This is a genomic window from Corynebacterium sp. Marseille-P3884 (assembly GCF_017942225.1).
Taxonomy (GTDB): Bacteria; Actinomycetota; Actinomycetes; order Mycobacteriales; family Mycobacteriaceae; genus Corynebacterium.
Map to the genome: position 1 here is coordinate 74,144 of NZ_JAGKSD010000002.1, position 21,165 is coordinate 95,308.

Below are 21,165 nucleotides of genomic sequence, written 5' to 3' on the forward strand. Positions count from 1 at the left end.
CCCCGCGCAGTGAAACTGACGGTAGCTAGGCGCCGCGCACGGGAGTCTGTGCCCAAGCGCGCGCCGCGGCATTGGCGTCGTCGACACGCTTGCGCTGCTCCGCGACGCGAACAGCAGCGGTTCCGCCACGCGTGGAACGGGATGCCACGGCACCATCGATCGTGAGTACCTCACGCACATCAGGGGTGAGACGCTTATCGACGCCGGCGAGCTCCTCATCCGTCAGATCCACCAAATCCACCCCGCGGGCCTCCGCTATGCGGACACACGCGCCGGATGCTTCGTGCGCCTCGCGGAACGGCACGCCCTGGCGGACCATCCACTCGGCTAGGTCCGTCGCCAAGGTGAAGCCCGCTGGCGCGAGTTCGCGCATGCGGTCTTCGTGGAATGTCAGCGTGGACACCAGGCCCGTCATCGCCGGAAGAAGGATGCGGAGCTGGTTGACCGAATCGACGATCGGCTCCTTGTCCTCTTGCAGGTCACGGTTGTAGGCCAGTGGCAGGGCCTTGAACGTGGATAACAGGCCGGTCAGGTTGCCGATAAGGCGGCCTGTCTTACCACGTGCGAGCTCCGGGACATCCGGATTCTTCTTCTGGGGCATGATTGACGAGCCGGTGGACCAGGCGTCGTCAAGCGTGACGTAGCCGAATTCCGGCGTGGACCACGCGATGATCTCCTCGGCCAGGCGGGAGATGTCCACGGCGATCTGGGCGAGCACGAACGCGCCCTCGGAGACGAAATCGCGTGAGGACGTGCCATCGAGGGAGTTATCGGTGGCAGAGTCGAAACCGAGTTCCTCCGCGATCGCCTCAGGGTCGAGCTGCAGCGACGAACCCGCGAGCGCACCGGAACCGTACGGCGAGACAGCGACGCGCTTATCCAGGTCGCGGATGCGCTCCAGGTCGCGCAGCAGCGGCTGGGCGTGCGCCAGCAGTGAGTGCGCGAGCAGGATCGGCTGCGCCGCCTGAAAGTGGGTCTTGCCCGGCATGATGGCATCCGGGTGTGCAGCAGCCTGGTTGGAAAGAGCCTCAACCAAATCAGTCACGTCAGCCGCAACGTCGCGGAATGCATCGCGCACCCACATGCGGAACATCGCGGCGACCTGGTCGTTGCGGGAACGACCCGCGCGCAGGCGGCCGCCAAGCTCCGGACCGACGCGGTCGATCAGGCCGCGCTCCATCGCGCCGTGCACATCCTCGTCGGTCGGCAGTGGGCGGAAGGAGCCGTCAGCGACATCGCGGCCGAGCTGCTCGAGCCCGTCGAGCATCGCTTCAAGATCGGAATCGGTCAGAAGGCCCGCGCGGTTGAGCACCGTGGCGTGCGCCTTGGAGGCCAGCACGTCGTACGGGGCCAGAATCCAGTCGAAGTGGGTGGACACCGACAGGGCGAACATCGCCTCCGACGGGCCGCCGGAGAAACGTCCGCCCCACAGTGCGCCTTCGTTCGTGCCGTGCTGCTTCATCTTTACTTCTCCTGGGCAGCTGCGTTAGCTGCTGCCCTGTCGCGCTTGTTGGCGATCTGGGAGGACAGGCCGTGAAGCTTGACAAAGCCCTTGGCGTGAGTCTGGTCGAAGGTGTCGCCGGTGTCGTAGGTGGCCAGGTTGAAGTCGTACAACGAGTGGTTGGAGCGACGGCCGTTGACAGTGATGGAGCCGGCGTGCAGCACCATGCGGATATCACCGGTGACGTGCTCCTGGGTGGACTCGATGAAGGCATCCAGGGAGCGCTTCAGCGGGGCGAACCAGAGGCCGTCGTAGACCTCCTCGGACCAGCGGGCGTCGATAAGCCTCTTGTAACGGGCGAGCTCGCGCTCAACCGTGACATCCTCGAGCGCCTCGTGCGCGGTGATGAGTGCGACTGCGCCCGGTGCCTCGTAAACCTCGCGGGACTTGATGCCCACCAAACGGTCCTCGACCATGTCCAGACGGCCGATGCCCTGGGCGCCGGCGCGACGGTTCATCTCTTCGATGGCCTCGAGGACAGTGACCTTGCGGCCGTCGATCGCGACGGGCTTGCCGGACTCGAAGGAAATGATGACCTCGTCCGGAGCGTTGCCCAGCGCCGGGTCCTCCGTGTAGGCGTAGAGGTCCTTTGTCGGCGGGTTCCACAGATCCTCGAGGAAGCCGGTTTCGACGGCGCGGCCCCACACATTCTGGTCGATGGAGAACGGCGATGCCGCGGACTGCTCAATCGGCAGATCCTTGCCCTCGGCGTACTCGATGGCCTTGTCGCGGGTCCACGCGTAATCGCGGGCCGGAGCGATGATCTCCAGATCCGGGTCCTGGTTGACGAAGCCGACTTCGAAGCGGACCTGATCGTTGCCCTTACCGGTGCAGCCGTGCGCGACGTGCGTGCCACCGTGCTCCTTGGCTGCGTCGACGAGGTGCTTGACGATCAGCGGGCGGGAGATCGCGGAGACCAGCGGGTACTGCTTCATGTACATGCCGTTCGCCTTGATGGTCGGCAGGCAGTATTCCTCGGCAAACTCGTCGCGGGCATCCACGACGATCGACTCGACAGCGCCGCAATCCAGCGCGCGCTGGCGCACAGACTCCAGGTCCTCGCCGCCCTGTCCCAGGTCGAGGGAGACAGCGACGACCTCGCCGCCGGTCATTTCAGCCAGGTACGGGATGGCCACGGAGGTGTCCAGGCCGCCGGAATACGCGAGAACAACGCGGTTGGTCATGACAGTCAATGCTCCTTAATTCAGCAGTGTGAAGTTTCAGGTCTAAGAATTCAGTTATCTAGCGTGGGGTTTCCAGCTAGTCGTCATCGCTGGGCTCGTTTTGCACCTCGCCCATGAATTCAGCGGCGAGGTCGGCGCCAGTGAGCGGTTCGCGCGCGAGAACGAACACCGTATCGTCGCCCGCGATTGTGCCCACGACTTTTTCTAGTGCCACTCGGTCAATGTAGCTTGCCAGGTACTGTGCCGCGCCCGCAGGGGTGCGCAGCACGGCGATATTGCCGGTGTGGTCGATGGACACGACGAGCTCCGCGAGCATGCGGCGCAGCTTGTCGCGCGGGCCTTTCGGGGAAGCCTGGAAGGACTGGGCTTCCTCCCCCACCGCGTAGTACGAGCGCCCACCACCCGTGGGGCGCACCTTGCGTGCCCCGAGTTCGTCGAGGTCGCGCGACAACGTCGCCTGGGTGATGTCGATGCCCTCGTCCAGCAGCAGCTCCGACAGCTGCACCTGCGACGACACGCGTGTGTGATCGAGAATGGCCAGGATCTTCGCCTGGCGCACGGCGCGTGAATTCGGTGTTGTCATCGTGTCTCCTCCACACACTCGTTCAGCGTCGCCTCAAGTGCGGCGACAGCGCGGTCAAGCTCCTCGTCCGTGATCGTCAGCGGCGGAGTCAGGCGCAGCACATTATCCGTCGGCGCATTCAGAATCACGCCATGCTTCAAGCCGACGCGCACCGCGTCTTTCGCCACCGGCGCCGACAAGACGACGCCCAGCATCAACCCGCGGCCGCGCACATGGTCGACGCCAGCAAGCTTATCGACGGCTCCTGCCAGCCCCTCGCCCTTCTCCTTCACCGCCACGCAGAATGCGTCGTCGACGATATCCAGCACCGCATTGGCTGCCGCGCAGGCGATGGGATTACCGCCGAATGTCGTGCCATGCGCGCCGGGGGTGAACAGCGCCGCTGTTTTCGCGTTGGCGACCACCGCACCGATCGGCATGCCGCCAGCCAGGCCCTTCGCCATGGTGACGATGTCGGGCTGCACACCCGCTTGCGTGAACGCGAAGAAATCTCCGGTGCGGCCGACGCCGGTCTGCACCTCATCGACGACCATGAGAATCCCATGCTCGTCGCACAATGCGCGGACATCGTTAAGGAAGCCCTCCGGCGCCGGAATCACTCCCACTTCGCCCTGGATCGGTTCCATAAAGATCGCCGCGACATCGCCCGCATGCTTGTCGACGAGCTCGCGCACATGCCCGATATCGCCGTAAGCGTAGTACTCAACTCCCGGCACTAACGGCGCGAAAGGCTCCCTTTTCCCGGACTGGCCAGTGAGCGAGAGCGCGCCCATCGTCCGGCCGTGGAAGCCGTTCTCGGCCGCTAGCACTGTCGTCCGTCCGGTCAAGCGGGAGAGCTTGAATGCCGCCTCATTCGCTTCACCGCCGGAATTGCAGAAGAAGACTTTGGCCTCCGGGTCACCGAACTTCTCGCGCAGCCGCGCCGCCGCAGTCAAAGCCGCATCCGACCCGAAGAAATTCGAGATGTGTCCGAGCTGGCTCACCTGCGTCGACACTGCGTCGATAAGTGCTGGATGTCCGTGGCCCAGCGAGTTGACCGCAATGCCGGCCAGCATGTCGACGTAATCGTTGCCGTCAGCGTCTGTCACCGTCGCGCCGTTCCCCTTGACGAGGTGGAGCTGCGGTGTGCCGTACGTATTCATGAACACGTCGGTCCACTTATTCAGCGCATCCTGGTTGCTCATCACTGCGGATCATCCTTCCTGAACACAGTTCCGTCCGGATAGTTCTCTTTCTCATAATCGTCCGGCAGCACCATTGTGCCCACGCCGCCCATGGTGAGCAGCTCCAGGAGCACCGAGTGCGGTATCCGCCCGTCAATGACATGCGCTGCGTTGACTCCGCTTTCCACCGCAGTCATGCAGGCTTCCATCTTCGGGATCATGCCCGAATCCAGATCCGGCACCATGCGGGCGAGCTGACTGAACGTGATCTTGGACAGCAGCGAATCCTTATTCGGCCAGTCGGTGTAGAGGCCCTCTACGTTGGTGAGCACGACGAGACGTTCTGCTTTGAGCGCCGCGGCGAGCGCACCCGCCGCCGAGTCTGCATTGACGTTGTACACATTGCCGTCATTGCCCGGGGCGATGCTGGACACCACTGGAATGCGGCCTGCCACGATGATGTCCATGACAGCCGACGGGTTCACGTCGACAATCTCACCGACCAGACCGATGTCCTTCTTCTCACCGTCGACCTCGACGTAGCGCTTCTGCGCCGTGAACAGACCGGCGTCTTCGCCGGAGGTGCCTACCGCATACGGACCATGCGAGTTGATGCGCCCCAACAGGTCGCGGCCGACCTGGCCGAAGAGCACCATGCGCACGACATCGAGGATCTCTGGCGTGGTCACGCGGAAGCCACCGATGAACTCGCCGCCATCGAGTCCCAACTGCCCCAGCATCGCGGTGATCTGCGGGCCTCCACCGTGCACGACGACCGGCTTCGCGCCAACCGTGCGCAAAAAGACCATGTCCGCGGCGAAAGCAGACTTCAAGTCATCGTCGATCATGGCGTTGCCGCCGTATTTCACCACGACGATCTTGTCGCGGTAGTGCTGCAGCCACGGCAGCGCCTCAGCGAGGACGTGCGCGCGGTCCTGATTGCTCAAATTCAACAGTGAACCTCCGCTCCTACGTCGAGTATTCCGAGTTGATTTCCACGTACGAGTACGACAGGTCCGTGGTGCGCACACTGGCTCTGCCCGGGCCGCCGGTGCCCAGATCCACGAGCACCTCGACATCTGCCCCGCTCAACTCCACGTCCCGCGCGCCGGGTGCGCCGGTGCTGTCGACGCACACCGGGGTGCCGTTGAAGGAGACAGTGATCTTCTCCGGAACCATCTCCGCATCCGCCATGCCGACGGCGGCGAGCACGCGCCCCCAGTTCGGGTCGGAACCGAACATGGCGCATTTGACCAAATTGTCGCGCCCGATGGTGCGCGCGGCGTTGAGGGCCTGAACGTTGTCTGCGGTGCCTTCCACGGTGATGACGACACGCTTGGTCACGCCTTCCGCATCAGCTTGCAACTGGCGGGAGAGTTCCTCGCACAGCTCGATGACCGCCTGGGTGAACTCCTGGGAGCTCGGCTGCACACCCGATGCGCCCGACGACATCGCAATGACTGTGTCGTTGGTGGAGGTCGCACCGTCAATATCGAGTGTGTTGAAGGTTTCTCCGGCCGCTTCACGCAGAGCCGAATCCAGCACAGCGGAACTCACCACAGCGTCGGTGGTGATGCATGCGAGCATGGTCGCCAGCGACGGCGCCATCATGCCCACGCCCTTCGCCATGCCACCGACACTCCATCCATCGCGTGTGACGATGGCTTCCTTAGACACCAGGTCCGTCGTCAGGATCGCCTCCGCCGCGAGATGACCGTGATCGCCCAGGTTCTCCCCCAGCTTCGAAATGCCGGAGCGGATCGTCTCCATCGGGAGCAGATCGCCGATCAGGCCCGTGGAACACACCGCGACCTCAGTTGGTTTCACACCGAGCTCACGCGCCGTGGCCTCTTGCATCTCCACTGCGTCCCGGTCGCCCTGTGCGCCATTGCAGGCATTCGCATTGCCGGAGTTGTAAACCACGGCGGAAAGCGAGCCGTTATTCAGTGCGTTGCGAGTGACCTTGACGGGGGCCGCAACGACCTTGTTTCGGGTAGTCACCGCAGCCGCGTCAAAGCGCGGGCCATTGTTGACCACCAACGCCATATCCGGCTTGCCAGATTGCTTGATTCCTGCTGTGACTCCAGCCGCCGAGAACCCGGCGGGGGCTGTCACACCTGTCGTAGCCATGTCACATTCCTTTACTTAAAAATAAGCCGCGCGATGAAAGGCATCGACCCGTCTATGGCGCTACCGCCGCCAGGGGAAGACCGTCCGTTTCGTTGAAACCGAGGGCGAGGTTCATGCACTGCACCGCTGCCCCGCCGGTCCCCTTGGTGAGGTTGTCGATCACTGACGTGACCAGCAGAACACCAGCCGATTCATCGACCTCGACCTGCATCAGGCACATATTCGTTCCTACGATGTGCTGGGTCTGCGGCTGGCGCCCCTGCGGCAGCAGTCGCACGAATGGTTCGCCCGCGTAGAACTCCTCGTAGGCAGCACGCGCATTCTCCTCAGTCACGCCCGGTTTCAACGGCGCGGTGATGGTGGAGAGAATGCCGCGCGTCATCGGCGCCAGCACTGGGGTGAAGCTCACCGACACTTCCTCGTCGGTCACCTCGGAGAGGTTTTGCACCATCTCCGGGGTGTGGCGGTGCTTGCCGGCGGTTTTGTACGCCTTCACCGATCCCATCGTCTCAGCGCCAAGCAGGTCCACGTTGGCCTTCTTCCCCGCACCGGACACACCGGTCACCGAGACGATACTGAACGACGGCTCAACCAAGCCGCGGGCAGCCGCGGGCAGCGCTGCGAGCGTCGCGCCGGTGGGAAAGCACCCGGGGATGGCGATCCGTTTGGCACTCGCAATCTCCTCGCGGTGGCCCGGCATTTCCGGAATTCCGTAGGGCCAAAAACCGGCGTGATCGGATCCGTAATATGCAGTCCAGTCTTCCGCGTTTCGGAGCCGGAAATCCGCGGCGCAGTCCAGCACGAGCGTGGACTCCGGCAATGCAGCACCGATTTCAGCGGAGAACCCGTGAGGCAGTCCAAGGAAGACGACATCGTGTGCGCCCAGCACCTCGACGGTGGTCTCCTCGATCACGCGGTCAGCCAGTTGCGGAACGTGCGGAAGCACGTCAGCAGCTAATTGACCGGCATTTGAGTTTCCGGTCAACGAACCGATTTCAAAGGTTCCATCGAGAAAGCGCGGGTGCCCGACGAGCAGGCGGAGAATTTCCCCGCCCGCGTAACCGGTGGCGCCTGCGACTGCGACTTTGATGGTCATAGCGTCAGGCTACACAGCACCCGCGCCCTTTGCAAATAATTCAGCGCAAATAATTTTATGCGCGCATCTCTGCTCCGAATTCCTTCTTCGCTGCCTCTGCTGCGGCAAGCCGGCCTTCGGATGCTTCGTCCTCGGTGAGGGTGCGATCCGGTGCGCGGAACACGAGCCCGAATGCGAGCGACTTCTTTCCTTCACCCAGGGACTCGGAGCGGTAGACGTCGAAAAGCGTCACGCCCTCGATGAGGTCGCCGGCATTGTTCTCTAGCGTGCGGCGCACAGACTCAGCCGGGATCTCCTCGTCCACGACCAGCGCGACATCCTGATGCAGCGCCGGGAAGGACGACAGCACCGGCGCAGGAAGCTTCTCCGCCAACGGCAGTGCGGTCAGGTCGATCTCCATCGCGCACGTGCGTGCGGGAAGACCCATTGCCTCAAGCACCTGCGGGTGAAGCTCACCGGCGTGGCCGACCACGAGGTCGCCGCCCTCGACCGCCACAGACAGTGCGGCACAACGGCCGGGGTGCCACGGCAATTCCTCGGCGGAAGAGATCTGGAGGTCGACTCCCGCGGCCCGCGCGACGACCTGTGCGGACTCGACGGCATCCGACCATGTGTAGGCGCGCCCGTCACCCCACGGACCTTCGAGCTCCGTATTGCCCGTCGCCACAGTCGCGGCGTGAAGGTGCTGCAGCGGCAGCGAAGCGATGAGCTCTTCGATCTCGGCATCAGCCGGACGCTGAGCGACGCTCGGCATCGGCGAAGAAGCAGCCAACTTGTAAGCGACCTGTGCGACGGAGAACAGCGACAGGTCGTTGCGTCCACGTGCGACATTGCGGCCGACCGCTTCAAGCATTGCCGGCAGAAGCGTCGTCGCCAAGACGCCATAGTCAGCGTCGAGCGGGTTCTGCACCGTGACAACGCGGCGACGGTCGTCGTCGGCCTCCAGACCCCAGGTGTCGAGCACCGTATTGGACATGAACGGCGTCGGGATGACCTCCGCGTAGCCGGAGTAAGCCAGCGAGTGCGTGACAGCACGGCGACGGCGTTGCAGCGGCGACAGGCCACGGCCTCCGCGCGGGGTCGGCAGCTCAAGCGGAATTTCGTCGAGACCCTCAAGTCGGACGATCTCTTCGATCAACTCCACCGGCTCGTTCAGGTCGGTGCGCCACGTCGGCGGAGTCACGGAAAGAACGGTCTCGCCATTTTCCTCGGTCTGCTCGACAGAGCAGCCGACCTCCTCGAGGCGCTTGACCACGGTCTCAACCGAGTAATCCACACCGATCAGCTCCGACGGCTGCGCCGCGCGCAGGCGGATCGCGTCGGGCTGCGGTGCATCGCCGACGATCGTGCGCTTGTCGGTGACAGTTCCGCCCGCAATCGAAACGAGCAGCGCGCATGCCAGATCCAGGGCTACCTCGACGAGGGCGGGGTCGACGCCACGCTCGAAGCGTCGAGAAGCTTCCGAGCTCAACTTGTGGTGGCGTACAGAACGCGCGACGGTAAGTGCATCCCACGTCGCGGCCTCGAAGAAGACGTCGGTGGTGTCGTCACCGATCTCGGAGGTCGTGCCGCCCATGATCGCGGCGAGCGACTGGATGCCATTGTCATCGGAAATGACCACATCACCCGGGGTGAGCGTGTGCTTGACGTGGTCAAGGGTCTCGAATTCTTCGCCACCGGAAGCATTGTGCACCCGCAGACCGCCAGCGATCTTATCCGCGTCAAAGGCGTGCATCGGCTGGCCGAGCAGCAGCATGATGTAGTTGGTCACGTCGGTCGCGGCGTTGACAGAACGGATGCCAGCGAGCATGAGCGCACGCTTCATCCAGAACGGCGCCTGCGCAGCCGGGTCGATGCCTTCGACCTTGCGAACACCGAAACGCAGCGCCTTCGTCGATTCTTCGACGGTGATCGGCAGAGCGTCGCCTGTGGGCTCCGGCACGGCAGACAGATCAATGCCGCTTATCGACGGCTCCTCCGCCACGTCCGTGTACTCCAACCCGAAGGCCGAAGCCACTTCCCTGCCCAAACCGCGTGCGGAAAGAGCGTAGCCGCGGTCCGGCGTGACATTGACCTCGAAGATCGTGTCGTCGAAGCCACCGAGCACCTCGCGGGCATCCTGGCCCGGTTCGCCCGCGCCCTCCGGCAGAACGATGATGCCGTCGCTCTTGGAGGTGAAGCCGAGCTCTGCCTCGGAGGCCATCATTCCGTTAGAGATGTGGTCGTAGGTCTTGCGCGCGGAGATCTCGAAGCCGCCCGGCAGCACAGCGCCCGGCAGGGACACGACCACGAGGTCATTGAGCTTGAAATTACGCGCACCGCAGATGATGCCCTGCAGCTCGCCGGTGCCGTTGGCATCGCCGACGTTGACCTGGCAGTAGCGGATCGGCTTTTTGAAGTCAGTGAGCTCCTCGATCTCCTCGACCCGGCCGACAACGAGCGGGCCTGTCGTTTCAGGCAGCGGCTCGTAGCCTTCGGTTTCGAAACCGACGCGCACGAAGCCGGCATCGAGCTCCTCCGGGCTCACGGACCAGCCAGGGTTACCGGCGTTGTTCAGCAGGGACGTCAACCATTTTTGAGAAATCAGCATTTTCTACTCTCCTTCAACCTTCCCTGTTACGCCTGAACACCGAATGGCAGCGTGAAGCGGACATCACCTTCGACCATGTCCCGCATGTCCGTCAGCCCGTTGCGGAACTGCAGCGTGCGCTCAATGCCCATGCCGAATGCGAAGCCGGCGTACTCCTCCGGGTCGATGCCAACAGCACGGAGAACATTCGGGTTGACCATGCCGCAGCCGCCCCACTCGATCCAGCCAGCGCCGCCCTTCTTATTCGGGAACCACACGTCCACCTCCGCGGACGGCTCAGTGAACGGGAAGTAGTTGGTGCGGATGCGCGTCTTGGTCTCCGGGCCGAACAGCACCTTCGCCAGGTGGTCGAGCGTGCCGCGCAAGTGCGCCATCGTCAGGCCCTTGTCCACGGCGAGACCTTCAACCTGGTGGAAAACCGGGGTGTGCGTAGCGTCGAGCTCGTCAGTGCGGAACACACGTCCCGGGCACGCAATGTAGATCGGCAGATCACGCTCAAGCATCGTGCGCACCTGAACCGGCGAGGTGTGGGTACGCATGACCTGGCGGGAGCCTTCCTCGCCAACGTAGAACGTGTCCTGCAGGGTGCGCGCCGGGTGATCCGGGATGAAGTTCAGCGCGTCGAAGTTGAAGTACTCAGCCTCAACCTCCGGGCCTTCGGCGACTTCCCAACCCATGCCGACGAAGATGTCGGCGATCTGTTCGCTCAGCGTCGTGATCGGGTGCATCGCGCCAGCCTGCGCACGCGACGTCGGCAACGTGACATCGACCTTCTCCTCGCGCAGCTGCTGCTCGCGGTGCTCCGCCTCGCGCTCGGCGTGCAGCTCGCTGTAACGCTTCTCCGCACGGCCGCGCGCCATGTTCACGAAACGTCCGGCGTCCTTGCGCTGGTCCTTCGGGATCGAACCGAGCGACTTACGCGCCTGCATGATCGGCGACTGCTCGCCGAGGTGTTCGCGCTTGACCTCCTCCAACGATGCCAGGTCCGGCGCCGCCTCAAACGCCTCGATCGCCGCGTCAGCCGCCGCGTTCAGGTTCTCTTCGGTCAGTTCGATTTCCGGTGTGGGGTTGCTCTGATCAGCCACGCTACCGTTCACCCGCGCCTTTCCAGACAGACGATTTCAAAACGCTCACCAGCATACCCGTGCGCTCAAGCTTCCCTGCGCCGAGGCCGTTACGAACGTAGCACTGAAAATCTACTGCGACTCATCTCTCCTCACAGCCCGCAAGGCAGTCAGTAGTTCCTCAACGTGGCGTGAGAGGTCGATCAATTCCCCTTTCCCCATCTTCCCTCCAACTGCATTCGCCCACTTGTGCTGACGCGGCCGGAGTGCTGCGAGGGCAGCTTTGCCTACAGGAGTGAGCGCAAGCAGTTGCGATCGTTTATGGGTTGGGTTCCGCTGCCACTGGGCCGTTCCGGCTTCGACGGCAACGTCGGCCAGTCTTTGTACACTTTGACGTGCATTTCCTAACCGACGGGCGATCTCCGCGACCGTCAATGGTTCGTTGATAATCAAGCCCAGAACCTTCCACATCGCTGGCGACAACCTCGTACCGTTCGTGATGGACGTTGCTGCGTCCTCCAGTTCCGCAGCGACCTCGAAGAGGGGCAGGACCAGGTCTGTGAGCGTGTCCCCCTCAGGCGTTCTGCCAGGCATCCATAAACTCCGGGAATGTCTCAGGATCGCCCAAGTAAAGCTTCTCCCATAAGTCGATGAGCTCAGCGGAGAGCAGATCAATCTCGCGTAGAACAGCGGCGGTAAACTGTACCGGGTAAATGCCGGACGCTGTGATCACTTCCCTATCGCTTACCACAGGCGCATCCAAGTAGTTGTCGGCCCCTAGATAACCGGTCCCGACCAGAAATTCTGGCGCATTGGAGGTGTGCTGGCGATGATCAAGCACTCCAGCCCGCGCAAGTGCGAGCGTTCCGCCGCAAATGGCGGCAATTGGAACTCTGCGCCGTTCGCACTCACGGACTATCTCTAGCAGCGGCTCATGGCCCGAACTATAAGTGTCCCCTCCCGGGATGACAAGGATACTTAACTGGTCAAGGTCAAGTTCCTCGAGATCGACATCTGGCTTGAGAGGCAGGCCGCCGAGAGTGTGAGCGGGTTCCACTCCATCTCCGACGAATCGGATCTCGCCGATCCCCGGTTTCGCTTGCCGGGCCCTAGCGACAAGTGTTGTGAGGTAGGAAAACTCCCAGTCGGCCATGGTGTCAGTGGCGTAACAAGCTAGCAACTTAGTCATATTTGACAGCATACTGTCATTTTTGTCCCGGGCGCTAGCCCCCTTACACAAGAGCGACGATCAGGGTTTAGTCCCCCAGCGCCTTCACCGACTCCCACAGGCAGATCGATGCGGCGGTGGACAGGTTCAGCGATTCGGCGGAGCCCTGGATCGGGATCGAAACGGTGTGGTCGGCTGCCTCAAGCACGTCCTCGGGCAGTCCGTGGGCTTCGTTGCCGAACAGCCACGCGGTGGGCTGGTTCAGCGCATCACCGGAATCGGCAAGGTTCACCTCGCCGTGCATGGTGGTCGCGAACGTCGATAAGCCTGCTGCCCGCAGTTGGCCGAGCACTCCCTTGATGTCGCGCTCCCGGGCAACCGGCACATGAAAGAGCGAACCAGCCGAGGATCGCACAACCTTCGGAGACTCCGGGTCGACGGTATCGCCGGCGAAGACGACAGCATCGGCGCCCAGCGCGTCCACGAGCCGAATGATCGTGCCAGCGTTGCCCGGGTCGTTCGTCTCCACGCACACCGCGACAAGCTTCGGGCGTCCCTTCAAAATCGCGCCGAGCGTCCACGTCACAGGCTTGCACACCGCGAAAATCCCCGTCGTGTGCACCGTGTCCGTCAGCGTCTGCGCGGCCTTGTCCGTGATCGCGTGCGTGAACACATCCATGTATCCCGCCGCCGTCACCACGTCCGCGAAACGGTCCGCCGCCGCCTCCGTCACGAACAAATCCGTCGCAGCACCCGTCGCCACAGCCGCTTCGACGGAGTTCTCCCCTTCCGCCAAAAAAGCTTTCGCTTTACGACGCCCAGCCGCCCTATTCAACTTCCCCGCGTTGACCACCCGAGGAGTGCGTTCAGTGAAAGGCTGAGAGAAATCGAGGCTCATGCTGACCCAGCGTATAAGCAGCATCACGCAAGCGCTATTACGCTATCCGTGTGACATCGTTGCGCCAGTGGATCAAGGCGTTCCCCGAGTCGCCGGCACCACGCCGGTGGTTTTTCGCGGGGAGCGCCCTTGTCGTGTGCGCTGTTCTCGCAGTTTTGGGACTCCTCCTGGCCGGTGCCCCTGTAGAAGCCAGCGCCACAGCTCTCCGGGTAGGAGTTCTCGTCATTGCGGTGTGCACACTAATTAGCCCACTTCCTTCTACCATTGCGTTTGCTGTTTTATTGCAGGTTGCGGCAACAAATACAGAGTTGCAAAGCCCAGTAGTCTTTTTCGGCACACTCGCCGTGGCAACGAACCTTTCTCTCTGTTTGAGTCCTGCGGCCAGCGGACTATGCGCAGTTGCCCTTTGGTATCTCGCGCTCACACGAGTGAGCGCTGGGGAATTTATCCCCGATGATGTTGAACCCAGTGCGATCCTTGGTGCTTTCATCATCGTGGTGTGGACTGGCGGACTAGTCATCCGCGAAACCTTGATCAACAAAAGAAGAGACTCGGAGAAATTTCAGCAGCAGATTGAGGACGAGCGCGACCGTGCAGTTAAAGCACTCCACGGATCCGTCGCTGCGTCGCTCACCTCCGTGGTTCTTCGCAGCGAGTCAATGGCAATGAACGCACCGGAAAACTCCCGGCAGGATTCTCTCCTTATCGCCGAAGACGCGCGCCGAGCCATGCGCGAAGTCCGAGAACTGATCCGTTTCATGCGAACCAACGACGAATCTGAATTCGCATCGGATGATTATCAAGGCTCGTCGGACCTGCTCAATCACCTTTTGATTATCGTCGGCAAGATTCGCAGCCACGGATTCTCCGTCATCGAGTCCGGAATCAACGAGGCTGTCCTATCAGGAATTCAGATCCAAAATGGTTACGCCGTATTCAGAGAGTTGCAGACGAACATCCTGAAGTATGCTGACCAAACCAAACCAATCATCGTTGCTGCTGTTCGCGACGAAGAAGTCGTGACCATTGCGATCCAGAACACCGTCGCCGATTATGCACCAGATGTGGCCATGACAACAGAGATCGGTCTCACTGAAGCAGTTAAACTGGTAAAGCGGGACGGCGGAACCTTGTCCTTCTCCAAGGTCGACTCCACCTGGAGAAGCGAGCTCACGTTCCCTCTCGCAAAACGCGGCAACAGCAAGGAACGAAAGTAGATTTCACCAGGTCGCACTAGTGTACTTTCGTACCGTCTTTTCGAATCATCGCCTAAAAGCTTGTTCTCAGCTTCTTACGGATTCATAATCGTTGGAGCTACTAGAAGTACTTTTTCTACCTCTGCCATTTCTCCGAAAGGAAACATCATGAAGAAGATCTCCGCGCTTACTGCGTCTGTCCTCGCCACCGCTGCTCTCATCCTTGCGCCGTCCGCACATGCGGAAGAGACCGCGCCTATCACGTCGGAGCAGATTCAGGCAGATAACGCCGCCGTCGAGGGCGAGTCCGATGCCCCGGCTCTCTCCTTCTACACCGGCGCAATGGGCGACATGCTGAATTGCGGTGGCTACATCGGTCGACTGTGGTGCAAGAAGTAGTTCGAAGTAGATCTTCATCTTTGATTTTTCTTTAGGTTTTCATGAGCAGCGGTATCGACAAGCACATCCGAGTCTTCCTCGTCGACGACGACCCGCTCGTGCGCGATGTCCTGAACCGCTACCTCACTTCTGCTGACGGCATCGATGTCGTCGGCACAGCATCGAGTGGCCCGGAGGCCCTCGAGCTCATCGACCCAGAGGAGATCGACCTCGTTCTCTCGGATGTCTACATGCCCGAGATGGACGGGCCGACCCTGCTCGGTCGCCTCAATCAACTTCCGAAGACGCCGGCCTTTCTCGCGATCACCTCGCTGGAGAACGACCGGAAGATGCTCGATGTTCTGGCCCAGGGTGGGCGCGGATACATCCTGAAGAGCCAGCCGCCGGAAGAGATCGTTCTTTCTGTGCGCCAAGCCGTCACCGGCGGAACAGTCGTGTCCCCCGCCGCGATGACGAAACTCGTGCGCTATATCTCTCCCGAAGAGACGCCCGTCGAATCCGCACCACAACAGCGGACCTACCCCGACGGCATCACCGACGGTGAAATCGATGTCTTGGAGCTCCTCTGCGAAGGGTTGAGCAATTCCGATATCGCACGCCGTCTCAACTACTCCGAGTCGACGGTGAAAAAGCACGTTTCGCATTTGCTCACTCTCTACGGAGTGTCATCGCGTCTCGATCTCGTCGTGCACGTTCTCGGCGGCAAATAACTCACCCGCATTCACGGGCCGACTTCTACTTACACTTTCGTTCCTTTCCGCAGGTCGCTCTGCAGCCGCGCGGAACGAAAGTCTCTGACCTGCAAACTTAGGTACCAAGAGGCTTGTTTTTCCTTGTTTGTGCTCTGTGCACGGCTTAGGTTGAACGTCATCAGCGTCCAACCGATCACTGACAACGATCACAGCCGGGGGACCACCCCGGTACGCGCTGCCGAAGTATTCAACACGAGAAAGGAAGAACCTGTCATGGCCCGCTACACCCGCCGTGCAGCTGCTGCCGCACTCGCAGCACTGATGACCGCAACCGCCGCTGCAAACCCCGCAACCGCTGCAACCCTCGAAGAGTCCGCCCCGGAGACCCCGGCAACCAACGCCAAGCTGCCGATCATCCACACCTACCGTGGCAGCGACCACCTCAAGGCAAACGTCCTCAACCCGCGCCCGGTCTGCAACTCCACCGAGGACTACCGCACCGTCGTCTACAAGGTGACCGACAACTTCCTGCCGGTTGGCACCATCTCCACCACCAACCTGTCCGACAAGGACATCCCGCTGCAGCAGGAGCTGTCCCGCACCCAGAACATCTCCGCAAGCATCAACGGCTCCAAGACCGAGACCCTCGAGCTCGGCGGCCAGGCTTCCAAGAAGGGCATGCAGGGCAGCATCGGCTACTCCCTCGCTAAGTCCCTCGGCTGGGATGTCTCCGGTTCCCTGAGCTGGACCGTCGGCCAGCAGATCGGCCCGTACGACGTCCCGGCTGGCAACACCGGCGAGGCATCCTACGGTTTCCGCACCGTCACCATGACCGGCACCCAGCAGCGTTGCAAGCCGAACGGCACCTGGGCTACCCCGACCGCTTGGGTCGCCAACATGCCGGTCAAGAACGAAGTCCGCGTCAAGAACTACGACACCCCGGCTGATTCCTGGGCACCGAACAAGGGCGCACAGGTCACCGAGCCGGTCGACAACCCGAACCCGGCATACCACTCCGACGTGGAGAAGATGAACGAGGGCGAGACGCTCGACGACGTCAACAAGGTCAAGGACAACGACTCCGAGGACGTCACCAACAAGAAGATCGACGTGAACGCTCCGAAGCCGGAGGCTGACAAGGACGCTAAGGCTGACAAGGACGCTAAGGCTGACAAGGAGAACAAGAACGCCAAGGCGGACAAGGACACTACCGTCGAGGCTGTCGCCGACGCTGAGACCAAGAAGGTCGAGGACTCCAACAAGCCGGCAGCTGATGCCCAGAAGCTCGACATCGAGCCGTACTTCACCACCTCCAGCTCCAAGGCTGAGGGCTTCGCAGGCTCCGTCGCTCTGCGCGCTAAGAACGTCGGCACCGACCGCTACTGGGGCGAGTTCCCGGCGATCACCTTCCGTGTCGAGGTCCGCACCGAGGACGGCCCGAAGGGCGTCGACCGCCTGATCACCACCACCAAGGCTAACGGCGCTCACATCCGCGACATGGGCTACAACCACGACAAGGGCGTGCGCACCTTCGAGGTCACCCTGTCCAACCCGGTCAACGCTGGTGACGACGTCCTGCTCGGCGCCTTCTCCTTCGGCGACGGCAACACCAAGGAAGGCCGCCTGTCCAACTACATGACGGTCACCCAGACCGGTCGTCTCGCCGGCGACAACTCCACCGGCAACGACCAGAACGTTGACTCCCGCAAGGCCACCGTCAACGACTTCGGCAAGCCGCACAACGGCCTGTTCTAAGGCGCTGATCTAAGGGGAGCTCCACCCCGCGAAGATTGCTTCAACCTGTCCGCACGCACTGCGTGTGGGCAGGTTTTCGCGTTATTGATGGCTAGTCGTCCGCTACGGGAGTCCGGTCCAAAATCTCGGCGATGGCCGTAGCGGGCACGACTGTCTTTTTCGCGTCTAAGTGGATGAGCTCGCCCATGGCTTCTGTCCATTCCGCAACTACGACCCGGTGGCCCTTCATCGTCGTTTCAATCAGGCCTCCGTCGACATTTCCTCCGGCGACAATCACGAGCACAAAAGCGATGTCCCCATCGTTGACGAACCGCGCCGCTTCCGCCAGAGCATTGATCGAGCGGTGGCGGGACAGCTCCTTCAGACCGAGGTTGTGATCCACAAACGTGCCCTGCTGCGTCACACTCAAAGTGCCGTTCCAATATTTAATGTCCGCGACGACGACTCCGCCACGGGTGGAGATAATCTCGCCCACCTGAAGGGATTTCTCCTTCTCGGCTTGCTCGATCAGAGAGCCCAGAAAACGGTTCCTTTCCCGCGCCTGAGGAGTAGAGAAATCCAAACCGGAGAAGATGACCGGTTTGACCGCCCGCAATTCATTTTCCCGCACCCGCGTCAACGAAGAGCTTTTCCCCGGGCGGATATCGACATCGTGGGCAATCTGCACCTCGAATGGAAGCGCATTCTCCAGATCCAACCCGACCTGCTGTCGGCGGTAGAACGCCTCAGCGTACGTCTTCATGTGCGGGTCAGCATCAAGCCCGTTGAATGTTCCGCGCCGAGCTTGCTTCACCAGCGGACTCAATTTCTCGACGCTTTGTGCATTCCGTGCGCGCTTTTTCATCCGCCAGAATTGGAACCGCAGAATGAAGCCGAGGGCGACAATCGTGACCACAGCCATGAATCCACGAGAAAGCCAGTGCCCCCACCCGGCGTCGACGATAAAAGCAATGAGATTCACTATCAGCGCGAAAGAAGCCCACAGCCCAAAAACGGCGAGATGGTATTTGACGTTGAAGCGCAGAGACGCTTGTGCGGCTTCAATGCGGCGCCACTTCTCGGCAGGATCCGCCGGGTCGAATCGCTCCGGATCCCGCGAGGAGGCCTGCACCGCGCGCTCAAAGAAAAACCACGCACCAGCCGACGGCGGTTTCCCTACGCGCAACGCCATGAGTGCCCAGTCTTTCCCGCCGCCACTTAAAAATCGCTAATCGGCCCGCCCCACGGCAGCACGCTGAGCCGAGCACAGACAATTACAGCACAACGCCCCGCTGTCCCGGGGCGAAACCGGGAGCAACGGGGCGTCGATAAGCGAAAAGCTCTTAGGCGGCCTTCGGAGCGTTGACATCCTCCGGCAGAGCGTTCTTTGCGACCTCGCAGATAGCGGAGAACGCAGCGAAGTCGTTCACAGCCAGGTCAGCGAGGATCTTGCGGTCCACCTCGACCTCGGCCAGCTTCAGGCCGTGGATGAGACGGTTGTAGGTGATGTCGTTCATGCGGGCAGCAGCATTGATGCGCTGGATCCACAGCTTGCGGAACTCAGACTTGCGGGCGCGACGATCGCGGTACGCGTAGGTCTGGGAGTGCAGCCACTGCTCCTTCGCCTTGCGGTACAGGCGGGAACGCTGGCCGCGGTAGCCCTTAGCGGACTTCAGAATGTCGCGACGCTTCTTCTTGGCGTTAACTGAGCGCTTAACACGTGCCACAGTGATACTTCCTTACTTGTGAGAGATGTAGGTGTTTATTTCTGAAGGCAGGCGCTCTTTTAAGCCTTGCCGAGGAGACGCTTGGTGCGCTTGACGTCGCCCTTAGCGACGTCAGTGGTGCCGGAGAGCTTACGACGACGCTTCGCCGACAGCTTCTCGTTCAGGTGGCGCTTACCAGCCTGCTCGCGGCGCAGCTTGCCGGAACCGGTGACCTTGATGCGCTTTGCGGTGCCCTTGTGGGTCTTCTGCTTCATAGTGGTAAATCCTTTAGCTTTACTCGTTACGCCGGCTGGGCCAGCGGAACTCTACTTCTTACCCTTGCGAACGGGCCCAAGAACCATGGTCATGTTGCGGCCATCCTGCTTCGGACGGGACTCGACCTGGCCGACCTCCTGGATGTCCTCGGCGAGGCGCTCCAGCAGGCGGTAGCCCAGCTCCGGACGCGACTGCTCGCGGCCGCGGAACATGATGGTCACCTTGACCTTGTTGCCCTTCTCCAAGAAGCGCTCAACATTGCTCTTCTTCGTCTGGTAGTCGTGCTCATCGATCTTCGGGCGGAACTTCTGTTCCTTGACCACCGTCTGCTGCTGGTTCTTACGGGACTCGCGGGCCTTCTGGGCCTGCTCGTACTTGTACTTGCCGTAGTCCATGATCTTGCACACCGGCGGCTTCGCGTTCGGCGCGACCTCGACCAGATCGAGGTCGGCTTCGTACGCGAGCTTGCGTGCATCATCGGTACGGACAATTCCAACCTGCTCGCCGGACGGGCCGACAAGACGAACTTCCGGAACGCGGATGCGTTCGTTGATCCGAGCTTCAGCGCTGATGAGAACTCCTAGGGGTGAGAAAGACGTGTGCTGTTCGCTACCGAATCGCTTGTGCAGCGCTCCCTCACAACAAAAACCCACGTTCCATCAGCTTTGCTGTGGGACGTGGGAGTTTATCCTCAACACGGCAGTCAGCGCACAACGCGTGCGTTTCGTACCGTTGTTTTGACCCTTAGCCTTCCATCACTGGCGGCATCAGGTGGGAGAAACTCCACTTGCAACCCGCGCGCTTTGCGGCGCGTCAGGCGGTAGTGCGTTAAAGGATAGCACCCTTGTGTCGCTGATCAAAATCTTCGTAAATTTCTCGGTGAGCCGGGAACCTTTTGCCCCACTCGCACCGTCTAACAGATACATATTTAACTGCGAGGAGGATCATGAATATCAACGACCAGCGCATCGCGCACATCAAGCACTCACTAGCTGAGTTGCGCTCCACCACAGTCCACGCGCAACAGCTTATCGACGACATCTCTCTCACCCTCACCCACCTCAACTCCCCCGTCACACCTGATCATCCCGGCGGCGGTGCTCCACCCGGCCCACCACGTCCACCTACTCCACCGGGCCCTCGGGGCCCAGTCGTTCCCCCTTCCCAACAGGGCGGCTCAACTTCGCTGAAGGTCTTGAGGGGCGGGCCACGTCCTGCTCACCCCGGTCCCGGTCCGGCTGGTCACGCTCCTACCCAAGGTCCCGCTGTCCCTGGCCAGGGTCCCGCCGGGCCCGCCGGCCCACGTCCGGTGGGCCGCCCACTTCCCGGTCACGCGGTTCCACGGCAAGATCTGCCACCTAACCCTTACCGGCCGCCGCAGGTGGGTCCACCGCCGCAGGGTCCGCGTCCAGGTCCGCGCCCGCGGCCACAGCAGGGTCCGCCGCAGGGCCCACCGCCGCGGGGTCCTCAGCAGGGCCCGCCGCCACAGGGTCCGCGTCCGGGTCCGCATCAGGGCCAACCGCAACAGGGTTCTCGTCCGGCTCCCCGCCCGAGACCGCAGCAGGGTCCACCGCCGCAGGGTCCACCGCCGCGGGGTCCGCAGCAAGGTCCGCCGCCACAGGGTCCGCGTCCGGGTCCACAGCAGGGCCCACCGCAACAGGGTCCTCGCCCGGTTCCGCCGGTAAACCCGAAGCAACATCCGCAACAGGGTCGGCAGGAAGGTCCTACGCAGCAGGGCCGGCAGGAAGGTCCTTCGCGGCAGGGTCCGCAGGAAGGCCCTTCGCA

General features: G+C 62.0%; 21 protein-coding genes. 4 read left to right on the forward strand and 17 right to left on the reverse strand.

What is annotated here, in order from left to right; translation table 11 throughout:
• Positions 1 to 25: 25 nt before the first annotated feature.
• The 12 genes from argH to J5Y21_RS01470 all read right to left on the reverse strand — a co-directional run bounded on the left by argH (position 26) and on the right by J5Y21_RS01470 (position 13,377).
• A complete protein-coding gene (argH, locus tag J5Y21_RS01415) occupies positions 26 to 1,462 on the reverse strand; it encodes an argininosuccinate lyase (RefSeq protein ID WP_210572023.1) in 1,437 nt (478 codons plus the stop codon).
• 2 nt (positions 1,463 to 1,464) lie between these two features.
• On the reverse strand, positions 1,465 to 2,685 hold the full coding sequence (locus J5Y21_RS01420; RefSeq protein WP_210572028.1) for an argininosuccinate synthase: 1,221 nt from the start codon (positions 2,683 to 2,685) through the stop codon (positions 1,465 to 1,467).
• Positions 2,686 to 2,761: 76 nt separating this feature from the next.
• The gene (locus J5Y21_RS01425) at positions 2,762 to 3,268 is read right to left on the reverse strand and encodes an arginine repressor (protein ID WP_210572034.1); all 507 of its coding nucleotides are present in this window, start codon (positions 3,266 to 3,268) and stop codon (positions 2,762 to 2,764) included.
• On the reverse strand, positions 3,265 to 4,452 hold the full coding sequence (locus J5Y21_RS01430) for an acetylornithine transaminase (RefSeq protein ID WP_210572035.1): 1,188 nt from the start codon (positions 4,450 to 4,452) through the stop codon (positions 3,265 to 3,267). The genes J5Y21_RS01425 and J5Y21_RS01430 overlap by 4 nt, the downstream gene beginning before the upstream one ends.
• A complete protein-coding gene (argB, locus tag J5Y21_RS01435) occupies positions 4,452 to 5,384 on the reverse strand; it encodes an acetylglutamate kinase (RefSeq protein ID WP_246874837.1) in 933 nt (310 codons plus the stop codon). Before argB ends, J5Y21_RS01430 begins: the two co-directional genes overlap by 1 nt.
• Positions 5,385 to 5,400: 16 nt before the next feature.
• Entirely contained in the window at positions 5,401 to 6,561 is a 1,161-nt protein-coding gene (gene argJ / locus J5Y21_RS01440; protein ID WP_210572038.1) for a bifunctional glutamate N-acetyltransferase/amino-acid acetyltransferase ArgJ, read from the reverse strand.
• Positions 6,562 to 6,613: 52 nt separating this feature from the next.
• Positions 6,614 to 7,657: an N-acetyl-gamma-glutamyl-phosphate reductase gene (gene argC, locus J5Y21_RS01445; RefSeq protein WP_210572040.1), complete on the reverse strand. Its 1,044-nt coding sequence runs from the start codon at positions 7,655 to 7,657 to the stop codon at positions 6,614 to 6,616.
• Positions 7,658 to 7,712: 55 nt separating this feature from the next.
• A complete protein-coding gene (gene pheT / locus J5Y21_RS01450; RefSeq protein WP_210572042.1) occupies positions 7,713 to 10,247 on the reverse strand; it encodes a phenylalanine--tRNA ligase subunit beta in 2,535 nt (844 codons plus the stop codon).
• Between the two features lie 26 nt (positions 10,248 to 10,273).
• On the reverse strand, positions 10,274 to 11,332 hold the full coding sequence (gene pheS / locus J5Y21_RS01455; RefSeq protein WP_349236903.1) for a phenylalanine--tRNA ligase subunit alpha: 1,059 nt from the start codon (positions 11,330 to 11,332) through the stop codon (positions 10,274 to 10,276).
• Between the two features lie 111 nt (positions 11,333 to 11,443).
• Positions 11,444 to 11,905: a MarR family transcriptional regulator gene (locus J5Y21_RS01460; RefSeq protein WP_210572047.1), complete on the reverse strand. Its 462-nt coding sequence runs from the start codon at positions 11,903 to 11,905 to the stop codon at positions 11,444 to 11,446.
• On the reverse strand, positions 11,886 to 12,500 hold the full coding sequence (locus J5Y21_RS01465) for a DJ-1/PfpI family protein (RefSeq protein WP_210572049.1): 615 nt from the start codon (positions 12,498 to 12,500) through the stop codon (positions 11,886 to 11,888). The genes J5Y21_RS01460 and J5Y21_RS01465 overlap by 20 nt, the downstream gene beginning before the upstream one ends.
• A 67-nt stretch (positions 12,501 to 12,567) precedes the next feature.
• The gene (locus J5Y21_RS01470; protein ID WP_210572051.1) at positions 12,568 to 13,377 is read right to left on the reverse strand and encodes an RNA methyltransferase; all 810 of its coding nucleotides are present in this window, start codon (positions 13,375 to 13,377) and stop codon (positions 12,568 to 12,570) included.
• A gap of 50 nt (positions 13,378 to 13,427) precedes the next feature.
• Between J5Y21_RS01470 and J5Y21_RS01475 the strand changes: the two genes are divergently transcribed.
• The 4 genes from J5Y21_RS01475 to J5Y21_RS01490 all read left to right on the forward strand — a co-directional run bounded on the left by J5Y21_RS01475 (position 13,428) and on the right by J5Y21_RS01490 (position 17,419).
• Positions 13,428 to 14,594, forward strand: a complete 1,167-nt coding sequence (locus J5Y21_RS01475; RefSeq protein ID WP_210572053.1) for a histidine kinase — start codon at positions 13,428 to 13,430, stop codon at positions 14,592 to 14,594.
• 147 nt (positions 14,595 to 14,741) lie between these two features.
• Complete coding sequence (locus tag J5Y21_RS01480) at positions 14,742 to 14,972, forward strand: hypothetical protein (protein WP_210572056.1); 231 nt, start codon at positions 14,742 to 14,744, stop codon at positions 14,970 to 14,972.
• Between the two features lie 41 nt (positions 14,973 to 15,013).
• Positions 15,014 to 15,682, forward strand: a complete 669-nt coding sequence (locus J5Y21_RS01485; protein WP_210572057.1) for a response regulator transcription factor — start codon at positions 15,014 to 15,016, stop codon at positions 15,680 to 15,682.
• 255 nt (positions 15,683 to 15,937) lie between these two features.
• Positions 15,938 to 17,419 carry a hypothetical protein gene (locus J5Y21_RS01490; RefSeq protein WP_210572067.1) on the forward strand — a complete coding sequence of 494 codons (1,482 nt, stop codon included), beginning with the start codon at positions 15,938 to 15,940 and terminating at the stop codon, positions 17,417 to 17,419.
• 91 nt (positions 17,420 to 17,510) lie between these two features.
• Here J5Y21_RS01490 and J5Y21_RS01495 read toward each other — a convergent pair whose 3' ends face one another.
• The 5 genes from J5Y21_RS01495 to J5Y21_RS11755 form a co-directional block, all read right to left on the reverse strand.
• The gene (locus J5Y21_RS01495) at positions 17,511 to 18,590 is read right to left on the reverse strand and encodes a hypothetical protein (protein ID WP_210572069.1); all 1,080 of its coding nucleotides are present in this window, start codon (positions 18,588 to 18,590) and stop codon (positions 17,511 to 17,513) included.
• A gap of 151 nt (positions 18,591 to 18,741) precedes the next feature.
• On the reverse strand, positions 18,742 to 19,125 hold the full coding sequence (gene rplT / locus J5Y21_RS01500) for a 50S ribosomal protein L20 (RefSeq protein WP_076598499.1): 384 nt from the start codon (positions 19,123 to 19,125) through the stop codon (positions 18,742 to 18,744).
• Positions 19,126 to 19,184: 59 nt separating this feature from the next.
• Entirely contained in the window at positions 19,185 to 19,379 is a 195-nt protein-coding gene (rpmI, locus tag J5Y21_RS01505) for a 50S ribosomal protein L35 (RefSeq protein WP_005290299.1), read from the reverse strand.
• A 51-nt stretch (positions 19,380 to 19,430) separates the two neighbouring features.
• Positions 19,431 to 20,009 (reverse strand): translation initiation factor IF-3, encoded by a 579-nt coding sequence (infC, locus tag J5Y21_RS01510; RefSeq protein WP_210572271.1) that lies wholly within the window; start codon positions 20,007 to 20,009, stop codon positions 19,431 to 19,433.
• Between the two features lie 729 nt (positions 20,010 to 20,738).
• Entirely contained in the window at positions 20,739 to 21,032 is a 294-nt protein-coding gene (locus tag J5Y21_RS11755; RefSeq protein ID WP_210572071.1) for a hypothetical protein, read from the reverse strand.
• Positions 21,033 to 21,165: the final 133 nt, after the last annotated feature.

Excerpts from the sequence above, each read along its gene's own strand:
- J5Y21_RS01480 (WP_210572056.1), top strand. The coding sequence starts at position 14,742 with ATGAAGAAGATCTCCGCGCTTACTGCGTCTGTCCTCGCCACCGCTGCT.
- J5Y21_RS01495 (WP_210572069.1), bottom strand. The coding sequence starts at position 18,590 with ATGGCGTTGCGCGTAGGGAAACCGCCGTCGGCTGGTGCGTGGTTTTTC.
- J5Y21_RS01420 (WP_210572028.1), bottom strand. The coding sequence starts at position 2,685 with ATGACCAACCGCGTTGTTCTCGCGTATTCCGGCGGCCTGGACACCTCC.
- J5Y21_RS01425 (WP_210572034.1), bottom strand. The coding sequence starts at position 3,268 with ATGACAACACCGAATTCACGCGCCGTGCGCCAGGCGAAGATCCTGGCC.
- J5Y21_RS01460 (WP_210572047.1), bottom strand. The coding sequence starts at position 11,905 with ATGCCTGGCAGAACGCCTGAGGGGGACACGCTCACAGACCTGGTCCTG.
- J5Y21_RS01470 (WP_210572051.1), bottom strand. The coding sequence starts at position 13,377 with ATGAGCCTCGATTTCTCTCAGCCTTTCACTGAACGCACTCCTCGGGTG.
- argC (WP_210572040.1), bottom strand. The coding sequence starts at position 7,657 with ATGACCATCAAAGTCGCAGTCGCAGGCGCCACCGGTTACGCGGGCGGG.
- pheT (WP_210572042.1), bottom strand. The coding sequence starts at position 10,247 with ATGCTGATTTCTCAAAAATGGTTGACGTCCCTGCTGAACAACGCCGGT.
- argJ (WP_210572038.1), bottom strand. The coding sequence starts at position 6,561 with ATGGCTACGACAGGTGTGACAGCCCCCGCCGGGTTCTCGGCGGCTGGA.
- rpmI (WP_005290299.1), bottom strand. The coding sequence starts at position 19,379 with ATGAAGCAGAAGACCCACAAGGGCACCGCAAAGCGCATCAAGGTCACC.
- argH (WP_210572023.1), bottom strand. The coding sequence starts at position 1,462 with ATGAAGCAGCACGGCACGAACGAAGGCGCACTGTGGGGCGGACGTTTC.
- J5Y21_RS01465 (WP_210572049.1), bottom strand. The coding sequence starts at position 12,500 with ATGACTAAGTTGCTAGCTTGTTACGCCACTGACACCATGGCCGACTGG.
- J5Y21_RS01485 (WP_210572057.1), top strand. The coding sequence starts at position 15,014 with ATGAGCAGCGGTATCGACAAGCACATCCGAGTCTTCCTCGTCGACGAC.
- J5Y21_RS01430 (WP_210572035.1), bottom strand. The coding sequence starts at position 4,452 with ATGAGCAACCAGGATGCGCTGAATAAGTGGACCGACGTGTTCATGAAT.
- J5Y21_RS01490 (WP_210572067.1), top strand. The coding sequence starts at position 15,938 with ATGGCCCGCTACACCCGCCGTGCAGCTGCTGCCGCACTCGCAGCACTG.